Genomic DNA, 23676 nt, shown 5'->3' on the forward strand with positions numbered 1-23676 from the left:
TTCCTCTGCACGGGCGGGTGGGCTCGTGGTAGAAAAGTGAAGGTCTCGACGGATCAGGCCGTGGTGAGGCCGATCCAATTACGAACGATAAGTCAGTACCAGGGTGCTCTCGCAAATAAGGTAAGCCTACTTCGGGCTCTCACCTGCGATTTTCCACCGAATCGACGGGGTCCGGAATCCGGCTCTGCATCGACACTTCGACATCGTTGTCGAACTACACGAATGTAAGGCATCACCCGCGCTCACACGCCGGGGTTCGAAGAAACTACTGGCCGCAGCGATCGAGATCAGCTGCGGCCAGTGTGGTGGGCGGAGGGGGACTTGAACCCCCACGTCCCGAAGGACACTGGCACCTGAAGCCAGCGCGTCTGCCATTCCGCCACCCGCCCGGGTGACGGCGAGAACACTAACACGCACCCCGCCGTGCTCGAAAATCGCCGCCTCGAGCTGCCCCGAGCAACCGGCGGCACAGCGTTGCTGTCGGCCGCACCGTATATCATGCTTGCAGCGCGACTTCGTGATGACACGCGGCCGTCGCAGCGTTGAAGGCAACAGGCACCACAGGGTGGAAGAACACAGTGAGAGGAGGGGTCACGATGGGCATCGTTCAGCGTTTCGAACGCAAGCTGCAGAGCGCTGTCGGCGACGTCTTCGCCCGCGTGTTCGGCGGCGGCGTCGTACCGGCCGAAGTCGAGGCGGCGCTGCAACAGGAGGCGTCCGATCTCGTTCGCCCCTTGGACGGCGGTCATTACCTGGCACCCAACAACTACGTGATCACGATCAACAGCTCGGATCACGAGGAACTTGCCGGTGATCGCGAGCTCACGGTCAAGGCTTTCTCGCGTCACCTGGACGATTACATCCGTGATCAGGGGTGGCAGACCTACGGTGACGTGGTGGTTCGCTTCGAACCGTCGCCCACCCTTCACACCGGACAGTTCCGGGCCAGTGGCTCGGTCGATCCCGATGTGGGACGATCGGCGATTGCTGCGCAGAACAGCTCTGTTCAGCAGAACGCGTCGGCACAGCCAGCCCGTCCCGTCCCTTCAGCCACGCAGCGACCGACTGCCCCACCGATGTCGATACCAGGAGCCGGCCACATGACGCAGAACCCAGGCTACGACCCGCAGCGCGACCCCGCGGACGGACATCGTCCGGATCCGCGCGCGCGCAACGGATACGCCGGTGGCCAGGATCCCCGCTACGCGGCGCGTGAGCAGAACGGATACGACGCGCAGGGTTACGCGCCCGCCGATCGGGATCAGCGCTACGACCAGCAGCCGTACAACGCCCAGGGCTACGAGAACCAGGGCTACGACGAGCAGCCGTACGCCCAGCACGGCCAGGCCTACAGCGCCGCCGGCGGCCCGGAGCAGGGATACGACCAGGCCTACGGAGCACCCAACGGTCAGGAGCAGGGTTACGACGCCCAGGGCTACGACCGAGCGGGCTACAACGCGCAGGGTTACGACGCTCAGGGCTACAACGCCCAGGGTTACGACGCGCAGGGCTACAACGGTGCCGGTTACGACTACAACGGTGGCGAGCAGGGCGGTGCCTACAACGAGGCTCTCTATCAGGAGCAGGCGTACGGCGAGCCCGCCGGCCGCTATGCCGAGCCACAGGGTGCCGGTTACCCACAGCAGGGCTACCAGCAGCCCGCCTACGACTACCCGCCCGCCCAAGCGCCCTACGGCCGCGGCTACCCCCAGGGTGCCGGTGATCGCGGGGACGGCTACGGCTACGACCAGCCGGCGTCCTACGCAGGTCAGCCCCAGGCGCTCGCCGCGACCCTTCAGCTCGAGGACGGCAGCGGCCGCTACTTCCAGCTCCGGGACGGACAGAACATCATCGGGCGCGGCCAGGACGCCCAGTTCCGCCTCCCCGACACCGGGGTGTCACGCCGACACATCGAGATTCGCTGGGACGGTCGAGTGGCCATGCTGTCCGATCTGGGATCCACCAACGGAACCACCGTCAACGGTGCACCCGTCCAGGATTGGCAACTGGCCGACGGCGACGTGATCCGCGCCGGTCACTCCGAGATTCTGGTCCGGATCGTCTGATCACCGGAGTGGCCCGGCCGATCGAGATGTGCGTCTCCTCGACTCGCAGGTTCGCCCACCCGTATGTCGTCCACACGAGCGACTGCACCCTATGATGCTGCGAGACAACCATGTCTGTCGCGCCGCCGCGTCGGATTGTGGGGGATGCAGGTCCGATCGCGAAGGAGGAGGTGAATCGTCGTGCAGGGATTGATTCTGCAACTGACCAGGGCAGGTTTTCTGCTCCTGTTGTGGTTCTTCGTCTGGGCCGTTCTTCGGACGCTGCGCAGTGACATCTATGCCGCAGCCGGTATGCGTGTGCCCGCCCGCTACTCCGGTGGCTCGAAGGTGCTCCCGTCGTTCAACAAGCAGAAGGTGGCGAAGTACCTCGTGGTGACCCAGGGCGGCCTCGCCGGGACGCGCATCTCGCTCGGCACTCAGCCGGTTCTGATCGGACGCGCAGACGATTCGACTCTCGTTCTGACAGACGACTATTCGTCCACCAGGCACGCTCGCCTCTCGCCTCGCGGCGGTGATTGGTACGTCGAAGACCTGGGCTCGACCAACGGCACCTACCTCGATCGAGCCAAGGTCACCACCGCTGTACGCGTTCCACTGGGAACTCCGGTTCGCGTCGGCAAGACCGTGATCGAGTTGCGCCCGTGACCCTTGTTCTCCGCTACGCCGCCCGCAGCGATCGCGGTCTCGTTCGCTCCAACAACGAGGACTCCGTCTACGCAGGTGCGCGACTGTTGGCTCTGGCCGACGGCATGGGCGGTCACGCCGCAGGCGAAGTGGCCTCGCAGTTGATGATCGCCGCGCTGGCGCACCTCGACGACGACGAACCGGGCGAGGATCTGCTCGGCAAACTCGAAGCCGCCACCCGAGAGGGCAACGCCTCCATCGCCGACCAGGTGGAAGACGAGCCCGAACTCGACGGCATGGGAACCACGCTGACCGCAATCCTGTTCGCGGGCAAGCGAATGGGTCTGGTGCACATCGGTGACTCGCGTGCCTACATGCTGCGCGACGGCTCGCTCACTCAGATCACCCGCGACGATACGTTCGTCCAGTCACTGGTCGACGAAGGCCGCATCACCGCCGAACAGGCGCACACGCACCCGCAACGCTCACTGATCATGAGGGCGCTGACCGGTAACGAGATCGAGCCGACGCTCACCGTCCGCGAGGTCCGTGCCGGCGACCGCTACCTGTTGTGCTCCGACGGTTTGTCGGACGTCGTGAGCGACGAAACCATCGAGAACACTCTCGCCGAGGGCGAGACCGGGCCGTGCGCCGACCGCCTCATCGAACTAGCCCTGCGCAGCGGTGGCCCGGACAACGTCACCGTCGTCGTCGCCGACGTCATCGACCTCGACTACGGCCAGAGCCACCCGATTCTCGGCGGCGCAGCCAGCACCGAGGACGAGGAGGACGCTCCGCCACCGAACACTGCAGCGGGCCGCGCCGCCGCCATGCGTCCCCCGCGCACGACGCCCAAGCGCGTGACCGCTCCGGTGGTGACACCGGAGAAGAAGTCGCACAAACTGCGGTGGTCACTGATCGCGCTGACCCTGGTCGTGTTGGCCGGAATCGGTGTAGTGGTTGCCAATTCGGTGATCAAGGGCAATTACTACGTCGGTGCGGACAACAGCAAGGTCACCGTGCTGCGCGGTCTCCCCGGTTCCGTTCTCGGGTACTCGTTGCAGAGCGTGGAATTGATCGGCTGCCTCGACGACAACGGTGGCGTCACATTGACTGCACCCGACGCCGCGCCGGCCGATTGCGTCCCGTTCGAGATCGACGACCTGTTGCCGGCCGCGCGCGAGCAGGTGACCGCAGGACTCCCGTCGGGCTCTCTCGACGACGCCCGCGGTCAGGTGCAACGGTTGGCCTCGGGAGACCTATTGGAGGTCTGCGAGACCGAGCCGGCAGTGACCACCACAGCCGCACCGGCCCCGACGACGATCATCCCTCCCCCCGGAGTTCCGTTGCCTCCGCCCGCGCCGGAGCCCGTTCCGGAAGCTGCCCCGACCACTACCGCCGTGCCGACACCGACCGTCGCGCAGATCCCGGGCCAGAACTGCAGGACCGGTACTCGATGAGTTCCAATCCGTCCGCAGGAGGCTCCTTTCCGAGTCCTCCCGGTGGGTTCGCTCCCGCACCGATCCAGTCGAATCGTCGCAATGTCGAATTGCTGCTGCTCGGTGCCGCGGTCCTGATCACCACCATCTCGTTGATCCTCGTCGAAGCCAGCCAGGAACAGACGATCACCTGGGACCTGGCCAAGTACGCGCTGGCCTACCTCGCACTGGTGACGGTGGCGCACTTGGCCGTACGACGGTTCGCCCCCTATGCGGATCCGCTGCTGCTGCCGATCGTCGCGCTGCTCAACGGTCTCGGCCTGGTGCTGATCCATCGACTGGACCTGGCCGATCAGCAACAGGCGCAGTATCTCGGCAATCCCATTCCGTCGCCCGACGCCAACCAGCAGGTGCTGTGGACGACGCTGGCCATCGCCGGCTTCGTCGCGCTGCTGGTGTTGCTGCGCGACTACCGCACCCTGGCACGCTACGGGTACACCCTCGGGCTGGCCGGCTTGATCCTTCTCGCCATTCCTGCGCTGCTGCCGTCGGCGTTCTCCGAGGTCAACGGATCCAAGATCTGGATTCGGTTGCCCGGCTTCAGTTTGCAGCCCGGTGAGTTCGCCAAGATTCTGTTGCTGATCTTCTTCGCGTCGCTGCTGGTGTCCAAGCGTGAACTGTTCACCACTGCAGGCAAACACTGGCTCGGCATGGACTTTCCGCGCGCTCGCGATCTCGGGCCCATCATCGTCGTGTGGATCGTCTCGGTCGCGGTGCTCGTGTTCGAGAAGGACCTGGGCACGTCGCTGCTGATCTTCAGCACCGTTCTGGTGATGATCTACATCGCCACCGAACGTGTCGGCTGGATCATCATCGGCAGCGGTCTGCTGATGGTCGGATTCTTCTTCGCCTACCAGGCGTTCAGCCACGTGCGCGTGCGGACACTGACCTGGTTGGACCCGTTCGCGGACTACAACGACACCGGCTACCAGATTTCCCAGTCGCTGTTCGGTCTGGCCACCGGTGGGCTCGCCGGCACCGGCCTGGGCAGCGGCCGCCCGTCGCAGGTTCCGTTCCCCAAGACCGACTTCATCATCGCCACCGTCGGCGAGGAACTCGGCCTCATCGGTTTGGCCGCAGTGCTGATCCTGTATCTGCTGTTCGTCATTCGCGGAATGCGTACTGCGCTCGCCGTCCGAGACAGCTTCGGCAAGTTGCTCGCCGCCGGGCTCTCGTTCACCGTCGCTGTGCAGCTGTTCGTCGTCGTCGGCGGCGTCACCAAACTCATCCCGCTGACCGGTCTGACCACCCCGTACATGTCGTACGGAGGATCCTCGTTGCTGGCGAACTACCTGTTGGTGGCTCTGCTGATCAAGATCTCCGACGCAGCGCGCGAGCCTGCGACCCCCAAGAAGAAGCCCGCTGTGGCCGCCCCGATCGCCGAGGCGCCGACCGAAATGGTGAAGCGCGCATGAACACTCCCCTACGCCGCGTCTCCATCGCCATCATGGTGATGGTGGTCGCCCTGCTCGCCAACGCGACCTACGTTCAGGTCATCAAGGCCGACGACCTGCGCACCGACCCACGGAACTCCCGCGTTCTGCTCGACGAGTACTCACGTCAGCGCGGTCAGATCTCGGCCGGTGGCCAGGTTCTCGCATCGTCGGTTGCCACGGACGATCGCTACAAGTACCTGCGCACGTACCCGCAGAACTCGATCTCCCCCGCGAGCCCGCAGGCCAACGCCCCGATCACCGGCTTCTATTCGATGCTGTACTCGAGCACCGGTCTCGAACGCGCCGAGGACCCGGTACTCAACGGATCCGACGACCGGTTGTTCGGCGGACGCCTGTTCGACCTCATCTCCGGCCGGGATCCCCGCGGCGGCAACGTCGTCACCACCATCGACCCGGTCGTCCAACAGGTGGCGTACGACCAGCTGACCGCCAAGGGATACACCGGCTCCGTCGTGGCCCTCGACCCCGCCACCGGCAACATTCTCGCCATGGCCAGCACGCCGAGCTACGACCCCAACCTGCTGGCCAGCCACGACGGCAGCACCACGTCGACCGCGTGGGAGAACCTGAGCGACGATCCGGGCAAGCCGCTGGTGAACCGCGCGATCTCGCAGACCTACCCACCGGGATCGACGTTCAAGGTGATCACGACCGCCGCTGCGCTCCAAGCGGGCGCCACTCCGGACGATCAACTCACGGCCGCGTCGAACATCACCCTTCCTGGAACGTCGACGACGCTCGAGAACTACAACGGTTCCACGTGCGGAGGCGGTCAGACCGCCTCGCTACGTGAGGCGTTCGCACGGTCGTGCAACACCGCCTTCGTCGAACTCGGCATCGACACCGGCGCCGACAAGATGCGCGAGACCGCCGCCAAGTTCGGTATCGGAGAGGACACCAGCATCCCGCTCACCGTTGCCGACAGCACCATCGGATCCATCGACGACGACGCGGCTCTCGGCCAGTCCAGCATCGGTCAGCGCGACGTGGCGCTCACCCCGCTGCAGGACGCCGTCATCGCCGCGACCGTCGCCAACGGCGGTGTACGGATGGCTCCGAACCTGGTGCAGCAGTTGCAATCTCCCGACCTGTCGGACCTGTCCAGCTACCAACCCCAATCGATGGGTGAGGCGATCAGCTCCGACACGGCCGCGACCCTGACCGATCTGATGATCGGTTCCGAGAACAACACCAGCGGGGAAGGCAAGATCCCCGGGGTGCAGATCGCGTCGAAAACCGGTACCGCAGAACATGGTTCGGATCCTCGCAACACCCCGCCCCATGCGTGGTACATCGGTTTCGCACCGGCGAAGGACCCCAAGGTCGCCATCGCCGTCATCGTCGAGGACGGCGGAGATCGAGCCCTCGCCGCCACCGGCGGTTCGGTCGCAGCACCCATCGGCCGCGCCGTCATCGCCGCCGCATTGCAGGGGAGGTGAGCATCGGTGCCACTGAGTAACGGAGCCGTCATCGCGCAGCGCTACAGACTGCTGCGCCTCATCGCCACCGGCGGCATGGGACAGGTCTGGGAGGCGATGGACAATCGCCTCGACCGCCGTGTCGCCGTGAAGGTACTCAAAGCCGAGTTCTCCGAGGACCCGGAGTTCTTGCAGCGCTTCAGGTTCGAGGCCCGTACCACCGCTCAGCTGAACTACCCCGGAATCGCCGGGGTGTACGACTACGGCGAGACCCGCGACGGTGCAGGCGAATCGCTCGCCTACCTGGTGATGGAACTGGTCAACGGCGAACCCCTCAACGCAGTGCTGGGTCGCATGTCGCGCCTGCCGCTCGGCCATGCCCTCGACATGCTCGAACAAACCGGGCGCGCACTGCAGATCGCGCACACGGCAGGGGTCGTCCACCGCGACGTCAAGCCCGGCAACATCCTGATCACCCCCACCGGGCAGGTCAAGATCACCGACTTCGGCATCGCCAAGGCCGTCGACGCCTCCCCGGTCACCAAGACCGGAATGGTCATGGGCACCGCCCAGTACATCGCTCCCGAGCAAGCCCTCGGCGAAGAGGCAACCTCGGCATCCGACGTCTACTCACTCGGCGTCGTCGGATACGAAGTACTGGCGGGCACACGGCCTTTCGTGGGCGACGGCGCCTTGACCGTCGCCATGAAGCACGTCCGCGAAGCACCGGCACCCATGCCGGTCGACCTACCACCTGCCGTCCGTGAGCTCATCGAGATCACGATGGTCAAGGATCCGGCCGCCCGGTACGCCAACGGCGGTGAATTCGCCGACGCCGTCGCCGCAGTTCGGGCCGGCCGCCGGCCGCCTGCACCCGGCAACTCGCGCGGTACCGGAACCGGGAGAGTCATGATGCCCGGCGTCGTGCCCAGTCCGCAGCCGCCTCCGCCGTCGAGCACCCAGATGATGCCGACCTCGCAACGGGATTACCGGGGCCCGGCTACCGGCACTGCAGCTGCAGCGGTTCCCGAGCAGACCGGCATGTCCTCGGCACAGAAGGCGTTGGCCTGGGGCGGCGGCGCGCTCCTGCTGTTGGCCATCCTGATCGGCGGTTACGTACTGCTGACCGGTGGCAGGGACGACTCGCCGACACCGTTCGTGCAGCCCACGACCACCACGCAGCCGACGACCACGACCACAACGACCACCGAGCCGACGACCACCACCGAAGAAACCACGACCACAGAAGAAACGACGACCACCACCACGACGACCACCACCACCACCTCGGAGGAGCCGACGACCACCGAAGAGAGCACGACGACCTCGGCGCAGCCCACCCAGACGACGACTCGCAGGCCGCTGATCGAGATTCCGTTCCCGCAAGCACCACAAGGACAACGATGACGACTCCCCGTACGCTCTCCTCTCGCTACGAGCTGGGCGAGATACTCGGTTTCGGCGGTATGTCCGAGGTTCACCTCGCTCGGGACACACGACTCGATCGTGACGTCGCCATCAAGGTTCTGCGCGCCGACCTCGCTCGCGACCCCACGTTCTACCTCAGGTTCCGACGTGAGGCACAGAACGCTGCTGCGCTCAATCACCCCGCCATCGTCGCCGTCTACGACACCGGTGAAGCGGAGACCGAAGCCGGTCCGCTCCCGTTCATCGTCATGGAATACGTCGAGGGCGACACGCTGCGCGACATCGTGCGCGCCGAAGGACCCATGGAGCCGCGTCGGGCCATGGAGGTCATCGCCGACGTCTGTGCTGCGCTCGATTTCAGCCACCGCAACGGCATCGTGCACCGCGACGTCAAACCCGCCAACATCATGATCAACAATGCAGGCGCGGTGAAGGTGATGGACTTCGGCATCGCCCGTGCCATCGCCGACTCGTCCTCGCCGATGACTCAGACCGCCGCCGTGATCGGAACCGCGCAGTACCTCTCGCCCGAGCAGGCCCGCGGGGAACAGGTCGATGCGCGTTCGGACGTCTACTCGCTCGGGTGCGTGCTGTTCGAGATCCTCACCGGCGAGCCGCCGTTCAAGGGGGATTCGCCGGTCGCCGTCGCCTACCAGCACGTCCGTGAAGACCCCCAGCTGCCGTCGCTGGTCAACGACACCGTCCCACGCGAACTCGACTCGATCATCCTCAAGGCAATGGCCAAGAACCCGGCCAATCGCTACCAGAGCGCCGCCGAGATGCGTACCGACCTGGTCCGCGTTCTGGGTGGACAGCGCCCGAGTGCGCCCATGGTGATGAACGACGAGGATCGAACCACCATCCTCGGCTCCGTCGATTCTCGTCAGGCCGATTTCTCCGGCAAGGACAAGCCCGCCGCTACCGCGGCACCTCGGTCGTCACGCCACACGGAGGACTACGAGGAACCGAAGAACCGCCGCGGCCTCAAGATCGCGTTGATCTCGGCGGCCGCGATCATCGTCGTCGCTATCGTCGGTGCCTTCCTGTGGTCGCTCGGTCCCGGTGCCGACCCCAAGACCGTCGCCGTGCCCACCGTCGTCGGGCTGTCCGCAGACGAGGCGCAGCGTCAACTCGAAGAAGCCGGCCTGCGAGTGAGCATCCAGGAGAAGCCCGACGCGGCGATTCCGGAAGGCTCGGCCATCGGCACCAATCCGGCGGCCGGATCACAGACCGAATCGCCGGGGAACATCCAGCTCGACGTGTCCTCCGGACCGCAGCAGGTGCAGGTTCCTCGACTGACCGGCCTCACCCAGCAGCAGGCGTCGGATGCACTGAACGAGGTGGGCCTCCAGCTCGATGCCACCGTCGCCCGTGCTCCGTCGTCACCCGAGAACCTCGACAAGGTCGTCGAGCAGAATCCGTCGTCGGGCGTGAGTATGAACGCCAACTCGCAGGTCCGCATCACGCTGGGCACCGGGCCCGCGCAGGTTCGGATGCCCGATGTCGTCGGGCAACTCGTGAACGTGGCGCAGCCGAACGTCGAGGGAGCCGGACTGCGCGTCCAGGTCCAGAACATCGACTCGGGACAGCCGACGGGTCAGGTCGTCTCCACAGACCCCGTGGGCGGCACCAACGTCACCGAGAACACCGTCGTCACGCTGCGCGTGTCGAACGGCGACAAGATCCCCATGCCCGACCTCGCCGGTCTGACCGAGGCGCAGGCGTTGGCCGCGCTGCAGTCGGCCGGCTGGACGGGCACGGCAGCGGAACTGACGGCGACAAGGGAAGCGACGCTGGATCCGTTGATGGTCGGGCGGGTGGTGAATCAGACGCAGCCGGCAGGGTCCGAGATCAGCAAGTCCGACACCGTCACGATCAGCATCGGTGCCCTGGGTATCCCCGGGCGTTAGCGATCAGGCGAAGGCCTCGGCGACCTGCGCCTCCAGGGTTCCCACCAAACCGGAATCGGTGGGCATACCGCACACTGCGAGCCAGTTGGCCAGCATCCGGTGCCCGCCCTCGGTGAGGATGGACTCCGGATGGAACTGCACGCCGTGAATGGGTAGCTCGGTGTGCCTCATGGCCATCACCAGACCGGACTCGGTACGGCCGATGATCTCGAGTTCCGCGGGGATGGTGTCCTCGCGGACGGTCAGCGAGTGATAGCGGGTGGCCGTGAACGGCTCGCCCATCCCTTCCAGGACACCGACGCCGGTGTGATGGACGAGGCTGGTCTTACCGTGCAGCAACTCCGGGGCCTTCTCGACCGTGGCGCCGAACGCGGCTCCGATGGCCTGATGGCCCAGACACACACCGAGCAGTGGAGTTTTGGCCCGCGCGCTCGCCGAGACCAGGTCCATCGTGGCCCCGGCGCGCTGCGGGGTTCCCGGGCCCGGGCTGAGCAGAATGCCGTCGAACTCCGCGGCGACAGCGTCGCGATCGGCGAGTCGCTCGTCGTCGTTGCGCCACACCTCGACCTCGGCGTTCAACTGGCCCAGGTACTGGACGAGGTTGAAGACGAAGCTGTCGTAGTTGTCGACGACGAGAATGCGCATGTCGACAGCGTACTCAGCGCGGCTCCGCGAAACGCATGCGCACCGATTCGGTGTACGCCGGAACCGAGAGGTTCTGGTAGGCCGCGACCTCGTAGCGCAGGCCGTAGCGCAACGCATACTGCTCGTACAGCCGCACCCCGGGCTCGTTGTCCAGCGCCGCCCGCAGTCGATCCGGGTCGCCGAGAGCCGTCATCACGTACGGCGGACTGTACGTCCGGCCGCCCAGTAGCAGCGTGTTCCCGATACACCGCGGCGCTGACGACGCCACCAAGCGCTGATCCTGCATCGCCATCGCCGACGCCCCGCCGGCCCACAGGGCGTTGAGGACACTCTGCACGTCGACCTGATGAACCACCAGGTCGTCCGGAGACGCGTCGGACGCATACGACCCGTCGGGACCGCGTGGAGCGTCGGCCATCGTCACCGTCAACCCCGTGCCGGACGCCTCCTCCCGGCCCGCCGCGTCCGAGAGGGCGTCGACCCGGGCCAACGCGTCGGCCACCTCGGAGTCGCCCGCCGCCGTACGCTGCTGCAGGAGATCGACCTGCTGCTCCAGCGCATCTCTACTGCGCAGCGCATCGTCGCTGCTTCTCTGGGCCGAATCGACCAGATCGGCGAGCCGTGTCGTGTCGCCGCCCCGCAACTCGTTGCCGTCCGAGGCATGTCTCGTGGTTCCGAGCAGCAGACCGACCACAGCGCACACCGCCACAGCGAGCACCCACCATCGGGTCTCGGAGGAATCGGTCGATCGTCGTCTCACAGAGTGCTCGCCACTGTTCGGTAGGTCGGTGCTGCGCTGATCTGAGTTAGCGTGTACTACAAACCGGGTGGATGACCGCCACGGCTCTCCGGGAGACAATAACCTGGGGATGCACGCAACTCGATCGATCCACAGGTTGTCACCGTCAGTTGTCCACAGGCACGGCGCACGCCGATGACCGTCAAGAACACGAAGAGGACGCAATGCCGAAGTCGAAGGTACGGAAGAAGAACGACTACACGATCAACCCGGCCAACCGCACGCCGGTGAAGGTCAACGCCGGCCCGTCGCCGGTCTGGTACGTGGTCCTGATGCTCGGATTCATGCTGGTAGGGCTGCTGTGGCTGATCGTGTACTACCTGGCCCAGGAAGACATCTCGTTCATCGGCAACCTCGGTGCGTACAACTTCCTCATCGGATTCGGCTTCATGGTCGTCGGCCTCGTCATGACCATGCGATGGCGCTGAGAGCCTGCCGAGTTACACCCATGTCATTCATCCCCAATGTGGATAAACCCTGTGGATAACTTTCCCAACCATCCACAGGGTGTGTACGAACACCGATGGGCGACGCCGGCCGTAGCCGTCGGCGCGCTGGTGGCAGGCGGTATCGCACTCGCCATCGGTGCCGTCCTCGCCTCCTCGGACGCCGCCGGAACCTTCCTCGTCGGACTCGCCGCCGTCGGAACCTGGGTGATGGCAGCCCTCGCGGCCGCACAACGCCCCCGACTCGCCATCACACCCGACGGCTCCCTGGTGATGAAACGACTCACCGGCACACGTACGTACTCGCGCGCCGACATCGTCCAAATCAAAGTGGTCCGCTACCCGAGACTGGGACGACGAGTGCCGATGCTCGAACTGGACGTCCGCCCACCCGACGAGGACGACGATCGACTCATCATCTTCGGTCGATGGGACCTGGGAGCCGACCCACGCGACGTGTTCGAGGTACTCGACACCTACGGTCTGGTGCCGCCGAACAACTGACCGCCCACCGTCCCGGACCCCCTCCGGGGGTACTCAATGTGACGTTCAGTGGACTTTTCGGGGGTCAATGGCACATCTAGTGGACCAGTGAGCGTCGCAAAGCTGCCGGGCACCAGCCAGCAGCCCGTGGTAAATGCCGAGCTCGCGATCGGCATCGTCGGGAGTCAATGTGACGTCCAGTGGCCTTTTCGGGGGTCAATGGCACATCTAGTGGACTTCAGAGGCCCACTTGCGCGCGCAGGTCGAGGACTCGGACCGCGATGGTGCCCAGGGCTATCAGGGCTACTGCGGCCACGGAGAGCCAGGCGAGGGATATCCCGGCACGAGGCTGCGCGCCGTTGCGGTTGGGTAGGAACACCAATCCGGCGGTGGCTGCCGCTCCGGCGACCAGTCCGCCCATGTGGCCCCACAGCGAGATGCTGGGGATGGAGATGCTGATGAAGATGTTCAACGCGATCACGATCAGGACCGGGGTCGGGGAGCGCTTGAGTCGCAGCAGAATGATGGCCTGCGCACCGAGCAATCCGAATACGGCACCCGACGCGCCGGCGGTGGCGGCGAGGGGGTTCTCGAACAGCAGGACCGATGCGCTGCCGCCGAGCAGCGACAGGAAGTAGACGGCGAGATAGCGGCTGCGGCCCAGCACCAGTTCGACGTCTCGGCCGATGATGTAGAGGGCGAACATGTTCACCAGCAGGTGAATGGGTCCTATGTGGATGAACCCGCTGCTGAGGAGGCGCCACACATCGCCGTCCGCGACCAGCAGGCTGTTCAGTGCCCAGGCGTCGGCCAGCGAGGATCCGCGGAAATTGCTCATGAGGTCGCCGGATTGAGCGGCGGTGATACCGAAGATCACGACGTTGATCGCGATCAGCGCGAAGGTCAGGGGTGTCTTGGCCGAGCGTGTCATCGGCGCGCCGGCGACCGTACGTGCGGTCCGGACGTTCTTGTTGCCGTCGCGCACACAGTCGACACAGTGTTGCCCGACGGCCGCGGGCTGCAGGCACTGTGGGCACGCGGGCCGGCCGCATCGAGAGCAGGCCAGGCCGGTCGGGCGATCGGGATGTCTGACGCACACCGACTGGGGTGGGTTGGGCTGGTCGCCGTACGCGCCACCCCAGCCGGGGTTTGTCATCGTGTAATTCCTTCTACAACCGAATCAGGCGATGGTGATGCTGTTGATGACGACCTCTTCCACGGGGCGATCGCCGCGGCCGACCTGCGTGCTCGAGATGGCGTCGACGACCTTCTTGGACGCCTCGTCCGTGACCTCACCGAAGATGCTGTGCTTGCGGTTGAGGTGCGGGGTCTTGCCGGTGGTGATGAAGAACTGCGAGCCGTTGGTGCCGGGGCCTGCGTTCGCCATGGCCAGCAGGTAGGGGCGGTCGAAGGAGAGCTCCGGGTGGAACTCGTCCTCGAACTTGTAGCCCGGTCCGCCGGTGCCGGTTCCGGTCGGGTCGCCGCCCTGGATCATGAAACCGTCGATGACGCGGTGGAAGACTGCGCCGTCGTAGAACGGTCCGGTCTTGGCACCCGACGCGTTCTGCGTCGTGTATTCCTTCGACCCGTCCGCGAGACCGACGAAGTTCGCGACGGTCTTGGGGGCGTGATTGCCGAACAGTTCGATGACGATGTCGCCGCGGTTGGTGTGCAGCGTTGCCGTTTGGGTCTTGTTTGGTGAAGTCACGCTCACCATCGTGCCATCTCGAGCGACCGGGTAGTTCACAGGTGGTGTATCGGGAGGGTCGATCGGGGCGCTGTTGTGGAACAGTGAGGGCATGACGAGCACAACGAAGACCGAGCGGGTTCACTCCTCCACCGGTACGGCGGCGTCGACGCTGCTCGGTGCCGCTTCCGTCGTGAGCAAGGGCCCTGCCGGAGTGGGCCTGTTGCTCGCCAAGCGCGGCTACGGTCTGGCGCGTAAGCAGGCTGCGCAGCGTCGCGCGGCGACTGCCGAGCGCATTGCCCGGGCCGATCTGACCAAGGCAGCTCTCACGACTGATCGGACGCCGGGAAACAAGCGTCGCGTCTTGGCGCTCGGAGCTGCCGCTGTCGTCGTCGGAGGTGTCGTGTTCTACCTCAGCCGTCGCCGCCACGAGGTGCCGCCGCCCGCAGATGCGCCGCCCAGCTTGGTCGATTACGAAGACGAGTCGACGTCACAGGTATAGAAGCTTCTGTAGTAGATCGAACAGGCCCGGCCGGGGCTTGGTTTCTGCATCGTCACCCCGGCCGGCGACGACCAGCGCGACGTTGTGTTCGACGCTCGAACCGTCCGTGAGGTAGTCGCCGTGACCTGTCGTGCCCGGACGCCCGTCGCCCTCGTCGGTCGCCAGTTGGGTCACTCCATCGAGTGTGCCGGGATCGCGACCGAAGGCACCGATGTCGGCAACGATGTCCCCGCGCGCCTCCGCCGCGAAAACGTGACCGTCGGGAACCTGTAGGTCGGTCACACTGTCGGTGCCGAGGCCAGGTGATCCGAGGGCCACGAACTCGTCGACGCCGGTGCTTTCTTGCAGGGCAGCGGCTGCGGTCAATGATCCGTACGAGTGTGCGAGCACCGACAGATGTGGATCGTTCGACCGGGCCGCATCGAGGCCCTCCAGAAAGGGCACCAATCGCGTCGCCCCCGCGTGCGCTGCTGCATCGGATACGACGGTCCGATCGGGATCGAGCAGGCCCCATCCCAGCTGTGGTGCCTGGTAGTTCATCCACGTCACGGCTGCGACGGTGGGCGGCGGATCCTCCGAAACTGTCTGCTCCACAGCACTTTTGAGATTTTCCAGGTCGCCGTCGTAACGTACCGCGTCTCCGTGGACGGTCGAGCCGAGGCCGGGTACGAACACCGCCACGTGTGTTGCCGTGTCGACGTCACCCACCACGATCGCGGCAGTGGTCTCTGCATACGTCGAATTGTCGAGCGCCAACAGTTGCCTGTCACCCTGCGCCAGAGTGCTCTCGATCGCGTCGAGCGAACGCAACCGTGTTAGCGTCTGTTCCAAGCCGGCGTCGGCATCACTGAACATTCCTCCGAAAGTGTTGTCCTGCAACTGTTTTCTGAGTTCATCCGCCACAGCCTGCAGTCGGAGGCGCTCACTGGCAAGTACCCGACGGTTCGCTGAATCCCGAATTCGACCCGGCACGCCGTCGAGATTACCGATGAGAGCCGGGTGCTCGACGAGCAGTCGAGTGCGCTCGGCGGGCGAGAGTGCGCTCCAGAACGCCGCATTCGTGGCCGGGCTCCCAGCGACCGGCACTATCGATACCCCTGCCGTGGTCAGTTTTACCGGTGAGATGTCGCCGGCGAGGCGTCGGGCAAGGTCGTCGTCGAACGCGGTCGCGGCTCGCATCAGTTGGGTGATGCGTTCGGCCAACTCGGTGCAACGGCGACGCCGATCGCGAATGGTCGACGACAGGTCCTGCTGCGCAACCGAATACGACGTCAGCACGTCGGTCACCGAACCGTCGCGTCGGATATCGAAGTGCTCGCGCGCGGCGTTCGATTCCAGAGCGGTCAGCGCCGAGACGAGTCCGGCCATGTCGATGGCCGCCGGAGCGGTGCACAGCGCTACCCGCAGTAGCTCCGTCGCACAGTCCCCCACCTGCGCACGGAGAGCTCCGATGGCATCTCGGTATGCCGTTGCCGCGGGGCCCTGCCATCCGTCGTCGACGACGGTCTCCAGCAGTGAGCTGTGCACGGCGGTCAATTCGCGCCAACGGTGCATGAACTGATTCGAGACGGCGGTCAGCGCCTGACTGTCCCATGATCTGACGTCATCGAGCGTGACCATCGCAATCCCCCCGCAGAGTTGTCGTCGTACTCGACGAGTCAACGTCAGCGAGACGGTGCAGCGAGAAATCTATCCCCAGGCTGTGGATGAAATCTGGGGATGACGGGCATATCGGTGTATCGCTACACGATTCTGCGTACCGGCCCGCGATGTCCGTCGCCGGGCTCGGTATGGCGAGACGCCTTCGGGGGACGACTCCGCTTGGCGCGGTACAGGTCTGCGTCCGCGGCGCGGTAGATCTCACCCCACCGGCGGCCGGCAGGCATACAGGCCAGACCGACGCTCCACTCGGCTCGATGGGATCGGCGCAAGCCGTCGATGACCTGCCAGGCTTCGGCCTCGAGAACCCCTGGCATGAACAGGACGAATTCGTCTCCGCCGAGCCGGCCCAGAACATCCCGTTTCGTCAGTTGCCCCTTCCACGCCTTCGAGACGCGAGTGAGCAACACGTCGCCGGCAATGTGGCCGTACTCGTCGTTGATCTCCTTGAAGTTGTCGAGATCGAGCACCGCCAGACTGACCGTCAGACCACGAGCGGCGCACGCGGGCAACATCTTCTCGATCTTCGACTCGAAACCGAATCGATTGAGCAGGCCCGTCAACGCGTCATGAGTGGCCGAATACCGCATTCGACGCGCGAACACACCGAACACTTCCGTTGCGCCGACGATGCCGAGGGCGACCAGAATGTAGCTGATGAAGGGCGTGCCGTAGGGGGCGACGGCGGCACCCACGACCGCAGACACGGCCAGCACCGCAACCCATATTCCAGCGTCGCGCTCGGACCAGAATGCCCCGATGTGCATGCCGAGGAACATCGCCGCTTGCACGCAGATCAAGAACGCGGGCATCGTGTTACTACTACCCAATGCACAGGCAAGCGCGCCCACCGACAGAGCGGTGGCGATCCCGACCACATGCTTGGGACTCGGCGCTCCTGCCCGGGCGAGAACAACGATCGCCGCCGGCCCCAGAACCACTGCGAGCGCGGCGAAGAGCTGCTGCGGGTTGGACAGGTCCGACCACGATGCAATGCCGTTCGCGATGTAGAGAACCGTGGTCACCGCGGCGAATACCGCCAGCATCCGGCCGGACTCGTCGAACCTGAATCTGCTCACCAGCAGACACCGTCGACTACGCGTGACGCCTCACCGAGGCACGCAACGAACCGGACACCACCGCTCACGCGATTCCCCCCAGGCACCATCGGCCCTCCCCACGCACTACGACCATCGCCTCATCGGGCCCACCCGTGACCGGACTCTAACACCTCCGAGCTTCGATCACGACCCGCAGCAGCGATTCCGTAGCAGGTCAGGACGCTTTCTCGGCCCGCGCTGCCTCCCGCGCCAACAGGCGATCGCGTGATTCCTCGAACTTCGTCGCCTTCGCCTCGAGATCCTGGACGAATGCGGCCAGACGATCGCGATCGCGTTCGCCCTCACCACTGAAGTCGTTGCGCTCGAAGATGTTCCATTTCCGCAACACCGGCATCAGCACCTCGTCCAAATGCTGGCGGAGATCGTAGATCCCGTGCTTCGCCAGGATCATGGCGTTCTTGCGGAAGTTCGGCATGTTCAGTCCCGGCATCTGAAAGTCCGTCGCGACATCGGCGATGGCACGGACCATCTGGTCCGGGACCAGGTCGAGCGACGCCTCGCCGAGGTTCCGGTAGAAGATCATGTGCAAATTCTCGTCGGCGGCCACCCTGGCCAGCATTCGATCGGCGATCGGGTCACCACAGGCCAGACCCGTGTTGCGGTGGGACACGCGCGTCGCGAGCTCCTGGAACGTCACGTACGCCACCGAATGCAAGAAGTTGGAGCCGTCCATCGGGGCATCGACTCCGACCGTCATGTGGTGCATCCGAGCCCGCTCCAGCTCGACCGGGTCGACGGCGCGTGTGACGACCAGATAGTCGCGCATCACGATCCCGTGACGGTTCTCCTCCGCGGTCCAACGGCCCACCCAGGTGCCCCAGGCTCCGTCCAACGAGAAGTTGTCGGCCAGACCGCGGTGGTACGACGGCAGATTGTCTTCGGTCAACAGATTGGTGATCATCGCTGTACGAGCCAACTCCGACAAAGACGACTGCTCCAGCGACCAGTCCTCTCCGCCCATTGCTGCAAAATTGCGACCCAGATCCCACGGCACGTAATCATGCGGATGCCACTCCTTCGCCATCGACAGATGGCGATTCAGGTTGGCTTCCAACGTGCCGTCGAGTTCGGTCAACAGCTCTTCATGATCGAGAACACGCGTCATCTGTGGGGCTCCTCCGAGAAATATGAGACGCCCGAACCGAAGACCGATCCGAGACGCCGAGATCGAACGACGGCACACCCCCCTGCGGTGCGCCGTCGCGACCTGTCCCGTCGATCCGAGAACCGACGCTGCTGTACCCGAAGAACGCTAGGGACCGCGGACGTGATGCGAAACGAATCCAACAATGATCTGGATATCTGGGCACCGATCTCGACAGCGGTTGGTCCGAGTCACAACAGTGGTCGACGCATCCCTGCCACTCGGCCGGGACTCAATGTCACGTTCGGTGGACTTTTCGGGGGTCAATGTCACATCTAGTGGACTTGGGGTGAGCGGCAGTCGGGTGCAGACACGAAAAAGGACGCCCATCGGAATGGACGTCCTTTTGATTGTGGAGCCTAGGAGATTCGAACTCCTGACATCTGCCTTGCAAAGGCAGCGCTCTACCAACTGAGCTAAGGCCCCGGGTGTTGCTGTCGAACGTGCACGAACTTTACACGTTCTCTCCGAGCGATTGTCACCCGGTGGAGATGCTGTGCCAGACGCCTTCCGAGCTGCGCGTGGAGCGCACCTTCGATACTGTCAGCACTGCGATCACCACCGAAGCAACAAGAAGAAGGATTTTCACGTCCTGCCTCTTTTCGTTCGTTCGGTGTGGGCCTAGGAGGACTTGAACCTCCGACCTCTTCCTTATCAGGGAAGCGCTCTAACCGCCTGAGCTATAGGCCCTCGATACTGCTTCGGGCCGAAGAATTGCTCTCCTCGAACCGAGGGATGAGATTACCGTATCGGGCCGCTGTCTTCCAAAACGGCCCGATACGGCAGTCGTTCGTGCTGGTCAGTCGCGATCTGCCAGCGTCACTTCGAGGCCGCCGACCAGGTCCGACGACAGGTTGTAGATGAAGGCACCGATCGTGGTGAGTGCGGTGAACAGTACGACATTGATCACACCGATCACTGCCGCGTAGCCGAACACCTGACCGGCGCTGACGAGTCCGCCGTCGCCGGATTCATTGACGATCTCGGTGAAGGCACTGTTGAGTCGGTCCCACACACCCATGCCGTCGAGCACGGCGTACAGCAGGCCGACGGCCACCATCCACACGAAGAACAGCGACACAGCGATGACCAGTGCGATCTTGAGCGTCGACCAAGGATCGATCTTACGAATCTGGATCGTCGCCCGCAGAGGATCGCCGTCCGCGCTGGGTACCGCCGTGATGGCGGTGGGGGCTGCTCGATCGGCTGCCGTCGGCTCGGGATGCCGGGTGGCGGACAGATCCGGCATGTCCTTCGCCAGATCCTTGCGCTCGATGTGCCGAGTCGGTCCGTCGATCACGGCCGCTTTCGACCGCGCTGCCTCGCGTCGTTCGGTCTTGTCCCCACCCGATTCACGCTCGCCCGATTCACGCTCGCCCGATTCACGCTGGCCCGATTCACGCTGGCCCGGCGCTGCCGAGGCGGCTGCAGCTGCCGCTGTCGAACGATCGAACTCACCTGTTGCCGGCAGTGCGGTGCCGCGCCCGGACAGGTTCGTCTGAGGTTGGTTCTGGGGCTGCTGACGGTCGTCGGGCCCCTGCTGTGCCGGACGCTGGCCGGGGCCGCGCTGCCAGGGCGGAGTGCCGGAACCGCCCTGCGGGCCGTCTCCGCGTTGAGTCGGTATCGCCTGGGTCGGTGCCGGAGCCTTCGACTCGGCTGACCCCTCGGCGGCCGGAGCAGCGTCATTGGCGGGACGCGGCGGCGATGCGGGACCGGACGGTCCCTGACCCTGCGGCGGCTGGCCGTTGGCGGGGCGACCGCCGTCGGCGTTTGCGGTACCCGGCTCACCGGGCCGACCGTTGGCCGCCTGTGGCGGGCGAGACTGAGCCGGACCCTGCGGTGCCGGGCCCTGCTGAGGTGCTCGCGGCGGCGGTCCCTGAGGTGCCGGCTGACCCTGAGAACCCGGCTGACCCTGCGGTGCCGGTGGGCGCTGCGGCGGCGGTCCCTGCGTCGGACGAGGCGGGCCGGCCGGACCACCCTGTGTCGGGCGTGCCGGTGGCCGAGCACCCTGCTGCGGTGCCGGTCCTCGCCCGGCCGCGGGTGCCGGACGCGTCGCCGGCTGGGGGCGACTTCCCGGTCGGGCACCTTCGGGGGGTGCCGGACGCGATGGCTGCTCGGTCTGCGCAGCGTCCCTGCTGTCCGGTCCACCCGTGGGGCCGGGCCTGCTGCCAGGCCGGTTGGGAGTGCTCACTTACGACTCCTTCGGTGCATCGTCTTCGGGACCTGCTGCGTCCGGTTCGATCTCGTCGGCGTTGCGCGCTATCGCGAGCAGTGTGTCGCCTTCACCGAGATTCATCAACCGCACGCCCTTGGTCTGTCGGCCGGCTTTCCGAACCTGCTTGGCAGCGGTCCGGATGACGCCACCACTGGACGTGATGGCGTACAGCTCGTCCTCGTCGTCGACGATGAGAGCTCCCACCAGCGTGCCACGCTTGGGGTCGTACTGGATTGTCAGTACTCCCTTTCCGCCGCGGCCCTGCTGCGGGTAGTCCTCCATCGCGGTGCGCTTGGAATAACCGCCCGACGTCGCGACCAGCAGGAACTTGTTCTCGCTGACCACGTTGAGCGAGAGCAGCTCGTCTTCGCCGTTGAAGCGCATGCCCTGGACACCGGAGGTGGCGCGGCCCATGGGTCGCAGTACCTCGTCGGTGGCCGAGAATCGGATCGATTGGCCTTGAGCCGAGACGAGCAGCAGGTCGTCGTCGGACGACGCCAGAACTGCCCCGACCAACTCGTCCTCGCCGCGGAGGTTGACGGCCACGATGCCGCCGCTGCGGTTGGAGTCGAAGTCGGTCAGACGCGACTTCTTGACCAGACCGCCCTTGGTGGCGAGCACCAGGTAGGGAGCATCTTCGTAGGTCTTGATCTGGATGACCTGTGCGATGCGTTCGTCGGGCTGGAACGCCAGCAGGTTCGCGACGTGCTGTCCGCGCGCCGTGCGGTTGGCCTCGGGCAGCTCGTACGCCTTGGCCCGGTAGACGCGTCCCTTGGTGGTGAAGAACAGGATCCAGTCGTGCGTCGAGCAGACGAAGAACTTGCTGACGATGTCGTCCTGCTTGAGGCCTGCTCCCTGCACGCCCTTGCCGCCGCGCTTCTGCGACCGGTACAGATCGGTTCTGGTGCGCTTGGCGTATCCGGTTTCGGTGATCGTGACGACCACGTTCTCCCGGGCGATCAGATCTTCGTCGTTGACGTCGCCGTCGGCAGCGATGATGCGCGTGCGACGGTCGTCGCCGAACTTCTCGACGATCTCGGCCAGTTCGTCTCGCACGATCTGACGCTGACGCTCCGGCTTGGCCAGAATGTCCTGCAGGTCGGCGATGGTGCGTTCGAGTTCGGCCAACTCGTCGATGATCTTCTGGCGCTCGAGGGCTGCGAGGCGCCGCAGCTGCATGTCGAGAATTGCCTGCGCCTGGATCTCGTCGATGTCGAGCAGATCGATCAAGCCCTGCTTGGCGAGATCGACCGTCTGCGACGCACGGATGAGGGCGATGACCTCGTCCAACGCGTCGAGCGCCTTCACGAGACCGCGCAGAATGTGGGCCCGCTCCTCGGCTCTGCGCAGGCGGTACCGCGTACGACGAACGATGACGTCGAGTTGGTGAGTGACGTAGTACCGGATCATCTGATCGAGCCGCAGGGTGCGCGGCACGCCGTCGACGATCGAGAGCATGTTGGCACCGAAGCTGGTCTGCAGCTGCGAGTGCTTGTAGAGGTTGTTGAGCACGACCTTGGCGACGGCGTCGCGCTTGATCGTCACGACGATGCGCATACCGACGCGGTCCGAGGACTCGTCGTCGATCTTCGAGATACCGGACAACTTGCCGTCGCGAACCTGCTCGGCGATCGAGGTGATCAGGTTGTCGGGGTTGACCTGGAAGGGCAGTTCGGTGATGACAATCGTCGTGCGACCGTTGGAGTCTTCCTCGATCTCGACGACGCCGCGCATGCGGATCGAACCGCGGCCGGTCGAGTACGCATCCTGAATTCCCTGGCCGCCGACGATGAGTCCGTGGGTGGGGAAGTCGGGACCCTTGACGCGTTCCATGCAGGCCGCGAGAGTCGCTTCCTCGTCGGCCTCGAAGTTGTCGAGGGCCCAGAACACCGCGTCGCCGAGTTCACGCAGGTTGTGCGGCGGAATGTTGGTGGCCATACCGACGGCGATACCGTTGGAGCCGTTCATCAACAGGTTCGGCACGCGTGACGGAAGTACCGTCGGCTCTTGGGTTTTGCCGTCGTAGTTGGGGATGAAGTCGACGGTTTCCTCGTCGATGTCGCGCAGCATCTCCATGGCGAGCGGGGTAAGACGCGCTTCGGTGTATCGCATGGCGGCGGCACCGTCGTTGCCGCGGGAGCCGAAGTTGCCCTGGCCGTCGACCAGTGGGTACCGCATCGACCACGGCTGAGCCAGACGCACGAGCGCGTCGTAGATCGAGGTGTCGCCGTGGGGATGGTAGTTACCCATCGTTTCGGCAACGGGCCGTGCGGATTTCACGTAACTACGGTCGGGACGGAAGCCCGAGTCGTACATCGCGTACAGCACACGTCGGTGCACCGGCTTGAGACCGTCGCGGACCTCGGGAAGCGCGCGGCCGACGATGACGCTCATCGCGTAATCGATGTAGCTGCGCTGCATTTCCTGCTGGATGTCGACCGGATCGATCCGGTCGCCGCCCTCGGCGTTGGTGGTCGAGCCCGGCGGGGGCCCGACCGGCGGTTCGGTGATGTCAGACATAGAAGATCTCCTCGAAAACGGTCGTCGGACGCACCGACACTGAGTGCGGTGCG

The 23676-nt window shown here is 65.2% G+C and carries 19 protein-coding genes and 3 tRNA genes; 10 read left to right on the top strand and 12 right to left on the bottom strand.

Translation table 11 applies throughout. The features are described 5' to 3' along the window. Positions 1-303 precede the first annotated feature (303 nt). Positions 304-389 (bottom strand) — tRNA-Leu (locus VF34_RS13870). 207 nt (positions 390-596) lie between these two features. Here VF34_RS13870 and VF34_RS13875 point away from each other — a divergent pair. The 7 genes from VF34_RS13875 (at position 597) to pknB (ending at position 10402) form a co-directional block, all read left to right on the top strand. After that, entirely contained in the window at positions 597-2066 is a 1470-nt protein-coding gene (locus VF34_RS13875; RefSeq protein ID WP_045841526.1) for a DUF3662 and FHA domain-containing protein, read from the top strand. Positions 2067-2246: 180 nt separating this feature from the next. Next, the gene (locus VF34_RS13880; protein WP_027494977.1) at positions 2247-2711 is read left to right on the top strand and encodes an FHA domain-containing protein FhaB/FipA; all 465 of its coding nucleotides are present in this window, start codon (positions 2247-2249) and stop codon (positions 2709-2711) included. Continuing rightward, a complete protein-coding gene (locus VF34_RS13885) occupies positions 2708-4150 on the top strand; it encodes a PP2C family protein-serine/threonine phosphatase (protein ID WP_045841527.1) in 1443 nt (480 codons plus the stop codon). The genes VF34_RS13880 and VF34_RS13885 overlap by 4 nt, the downstream gene beginning before the upstream one ends. Further along, positions 4147-5604, top strand: a complete 1458-nt coding sequence (locus VF34_RS13890; protein ID WP_027494979.1) for an FtsW/RodA/SpoVE family cell cycle protein — start codon at positions 4147-4149, stop codon at positions 5602-5604. The genes VF34_RS13885 and VF34_RS13890 overlap by 4 nt, the downstream gene beginning before the upstream one ends. Further along, positions 5601-7085, top strand: a complete 1485-nt coding sequence (locus VF34_RS13895; protein WP_032367613.1) for a peptidoglycan D,D-transpeptidase FtsI family protein — start codon at positions 5601-5603, stop codon at positions 7083-7085. The genes VF34_RS13890 and VF34_RS13895 overlap by 4 nt, the downstream gene beginning before the upstream one ends. A 6-nt stretch (positions 7086-7091) precedes the next feature. After that, the gene (locus VF34_RS13900) at positions 7092-8471 is read left to right on the top strand and encodes a serine/threonine-protein kinase (protein ID WP_045841528.1); all 1380 of its coding nucleotides are present in this window, start codon (positions 7092-7094) and stop codon (positions 8469-8471) included. Continuing rightward, on the top strand, positions 8468-10402 hold the full coding sequence (gene pknB, locus VF34_RS13905; RefSeq protein ID WP_032400892.1) for a Stk1 family PASTA domain-containing Ser/Thr kinase: 1935 nt from the start codon (positions 8468-8470) through the stop codon (positions 10400-10402). Before VF34_RS13900 ends, pknB begins: the two co-directional genes overlap by 4 nt. Positions 10403-10405: 3 nt before the next feature. Here the strand turns inward: pknB and VF34_RS13910 are convergent, their stop codons facing one another. Together VF34_RS13910 and VF34_RS13915 are read right to left on the bottom strand one after the other, a co-directional pair. Then, positions 10406-11047 (bottom strand): aminodeoxychorismate/anthranilate synthase component II, encoded by a 642-nt coding sequence (locus tag VF34_RS13910; protein ID WP_032371409.1) that lies wholly within the window; start codon positions 11045-11047, stop codon positions 10406-10408. 13 nt (positions 11048-11060) lie between these two features. Beyond that, positions 11061-11807, bottom strand: coding sequence for a DUF881 domain-containing protein (locus VF34_RS13915; protein ID WP_032367617.1), 747 nt, complete (start codon positions 11805-11807; stop codon positions 11061-11063). Positions 11808-12010: 203 nt separating this feature from the next. Between VF34_RS13915 and crgA the strand changes: the two genes are divergently transcribed. Next, positions 12011-12274: a cell division protein CrgA gene (gene crgA, locus VF34_RS13920; protein WP_027494985.1), complete on the top strand. Its 264-nt coding sequence runs from the start codon at positions 12011-12013 to the stop codon at positions 12272-12274. A gap of 36 nt (positions 12275-12310) precedes the next feature. Next, positions 12311-12796 (top strand): PH domain-containing protein, encoded by a 486-nt coding sequence (locus VF34_RS13925; protein WP_045841529.1) that lies wholly within the window; start codon positions 12311-12313, stop codon positions 12794-12796. Positions 12797-13013: 217 nt separating this feature from the next. On the opposite strand, the gene VF34_RS13930 is transcribed toward VF34_RS13925, so the two are convergent. Both VF34_RS13930 and VF34_RS13935 read right to left on the bottom strand, forming a co-directional pair. Then, a complete protein-coding gene (locus VF34_RS13930) occupies positions 13014-13931 on the bottom strand; it encodes a rhomboid family intramembrane serine protease (protein ID WP_032373399.1) in 918 nt (305 codons plus the stop codon). Positions 13932-13955: 24 nt separating this feature from the next. After that, complete coding sequence (locus tag VF34_RS13935) at positions 13956-14492, bottom strand: peptidylprolyl isomerase (RefSeq protein ID WP_094621787.1); 537 nt, start codon at positions 14490-14492, stop codon at positions 13956-13958. 82 nt (positions 14493-14574) lie between these two features. On the opposite strand from VF34_RS13935, the gene VF34_RS13940 reads away from it, so the two are divergent. After that, entirely contained in the window at positions 14575-14964 is a 390-nt protein-coding gene (locus VF34_RS13940; RefSeq protein WP_027494989.1) for a hypothetical protein, read from the top strand. Here the strand turns inward: VF34_RS13940 and VF34_RS13945 are convergent. From VF34_RS13945 to gyrA, 7 genes are all read right to left on the bottom strand, one after another. Beyond that, positions 14953-16584, bottom strand: coding sequence for an alpha/beta hydrolase (locus tag VF34_RS13945; protein WP_052062923.1), 1632 nt, complete (start codon positions 16582-16584; stop codon positions 14953-14955). The two genes, VF34_RS13940 and VF34_RS13945, sit on opposite strands and share 12 nt — an antisense overlap. 122 nt (positions 16585-16706) lie before the next feature. Further along, positions 16707-17702, bottom strand: coding sequence for a GGDEF domain-containing protein (locus tag VF34_RS13950; RefSeq protein ID WP_230595162.1), 996 nt, complete (start codon positions 17700-17702; stop codon positions 16707-16709). Positions 17703-17898: 196 nt separating this feature from the next. After that, positions 17899-18849: an acyl-ACP desaturase gene (locus VF34_RS13955; protein ID WP_032367964.1), complete on the bottom strand. Its 951-nt coding sequence runs from the start codon at positions 18847-18849 to the stop codon at positions 17899-17901. Positions 18850-19241: 392 nt separating this feature from the next. Continuing rightward, positions 19242-19314 (bottom strand) — tRNA-Ala (locus tag VF34_RS13960). Between the two features lie 190 nt (positions 19315-19504). Then, positions 19505-19578: transfer RNA gene (locus tag VF34_RS13965), tRNA-Ile, on the bottom strand. A 109-nt stretch (positions 19579-19687) separates the two neighbouring features. Then, a complete protein-coding gene (locus VF34_RS25295; protein ID WP_080733232.1) occupies positions 19688-21079 on the bottom strand; it encodes a DUF3566 domain-containing protein in 1392 nt (463 codons plus the stop codon). Then, positions 21080-23623, bottom strand: coding sequence for a DNA gyrase subunit A (gyrA, locus tag VF34_RS13975; protein WP_027494992.1), 2544 nt, complete (start codon positions 23621-23623; stop codon positions 21080-21082). Between the last annotated feature and the right edge of the window lie 53 nt (positions 23624-23676).

Origin of the sequence: Rhodococcus sp. PML026 (assembly GCF_000963615.1) — a bacterium.
Taxonomy (GTDB): domain Bacteria; phylum Actinomycetota; class Actinomycetes; order Mycobacteriales; family Mycobacteriaceae; genus Rhodococcoides; species Rhodococcoides fascians.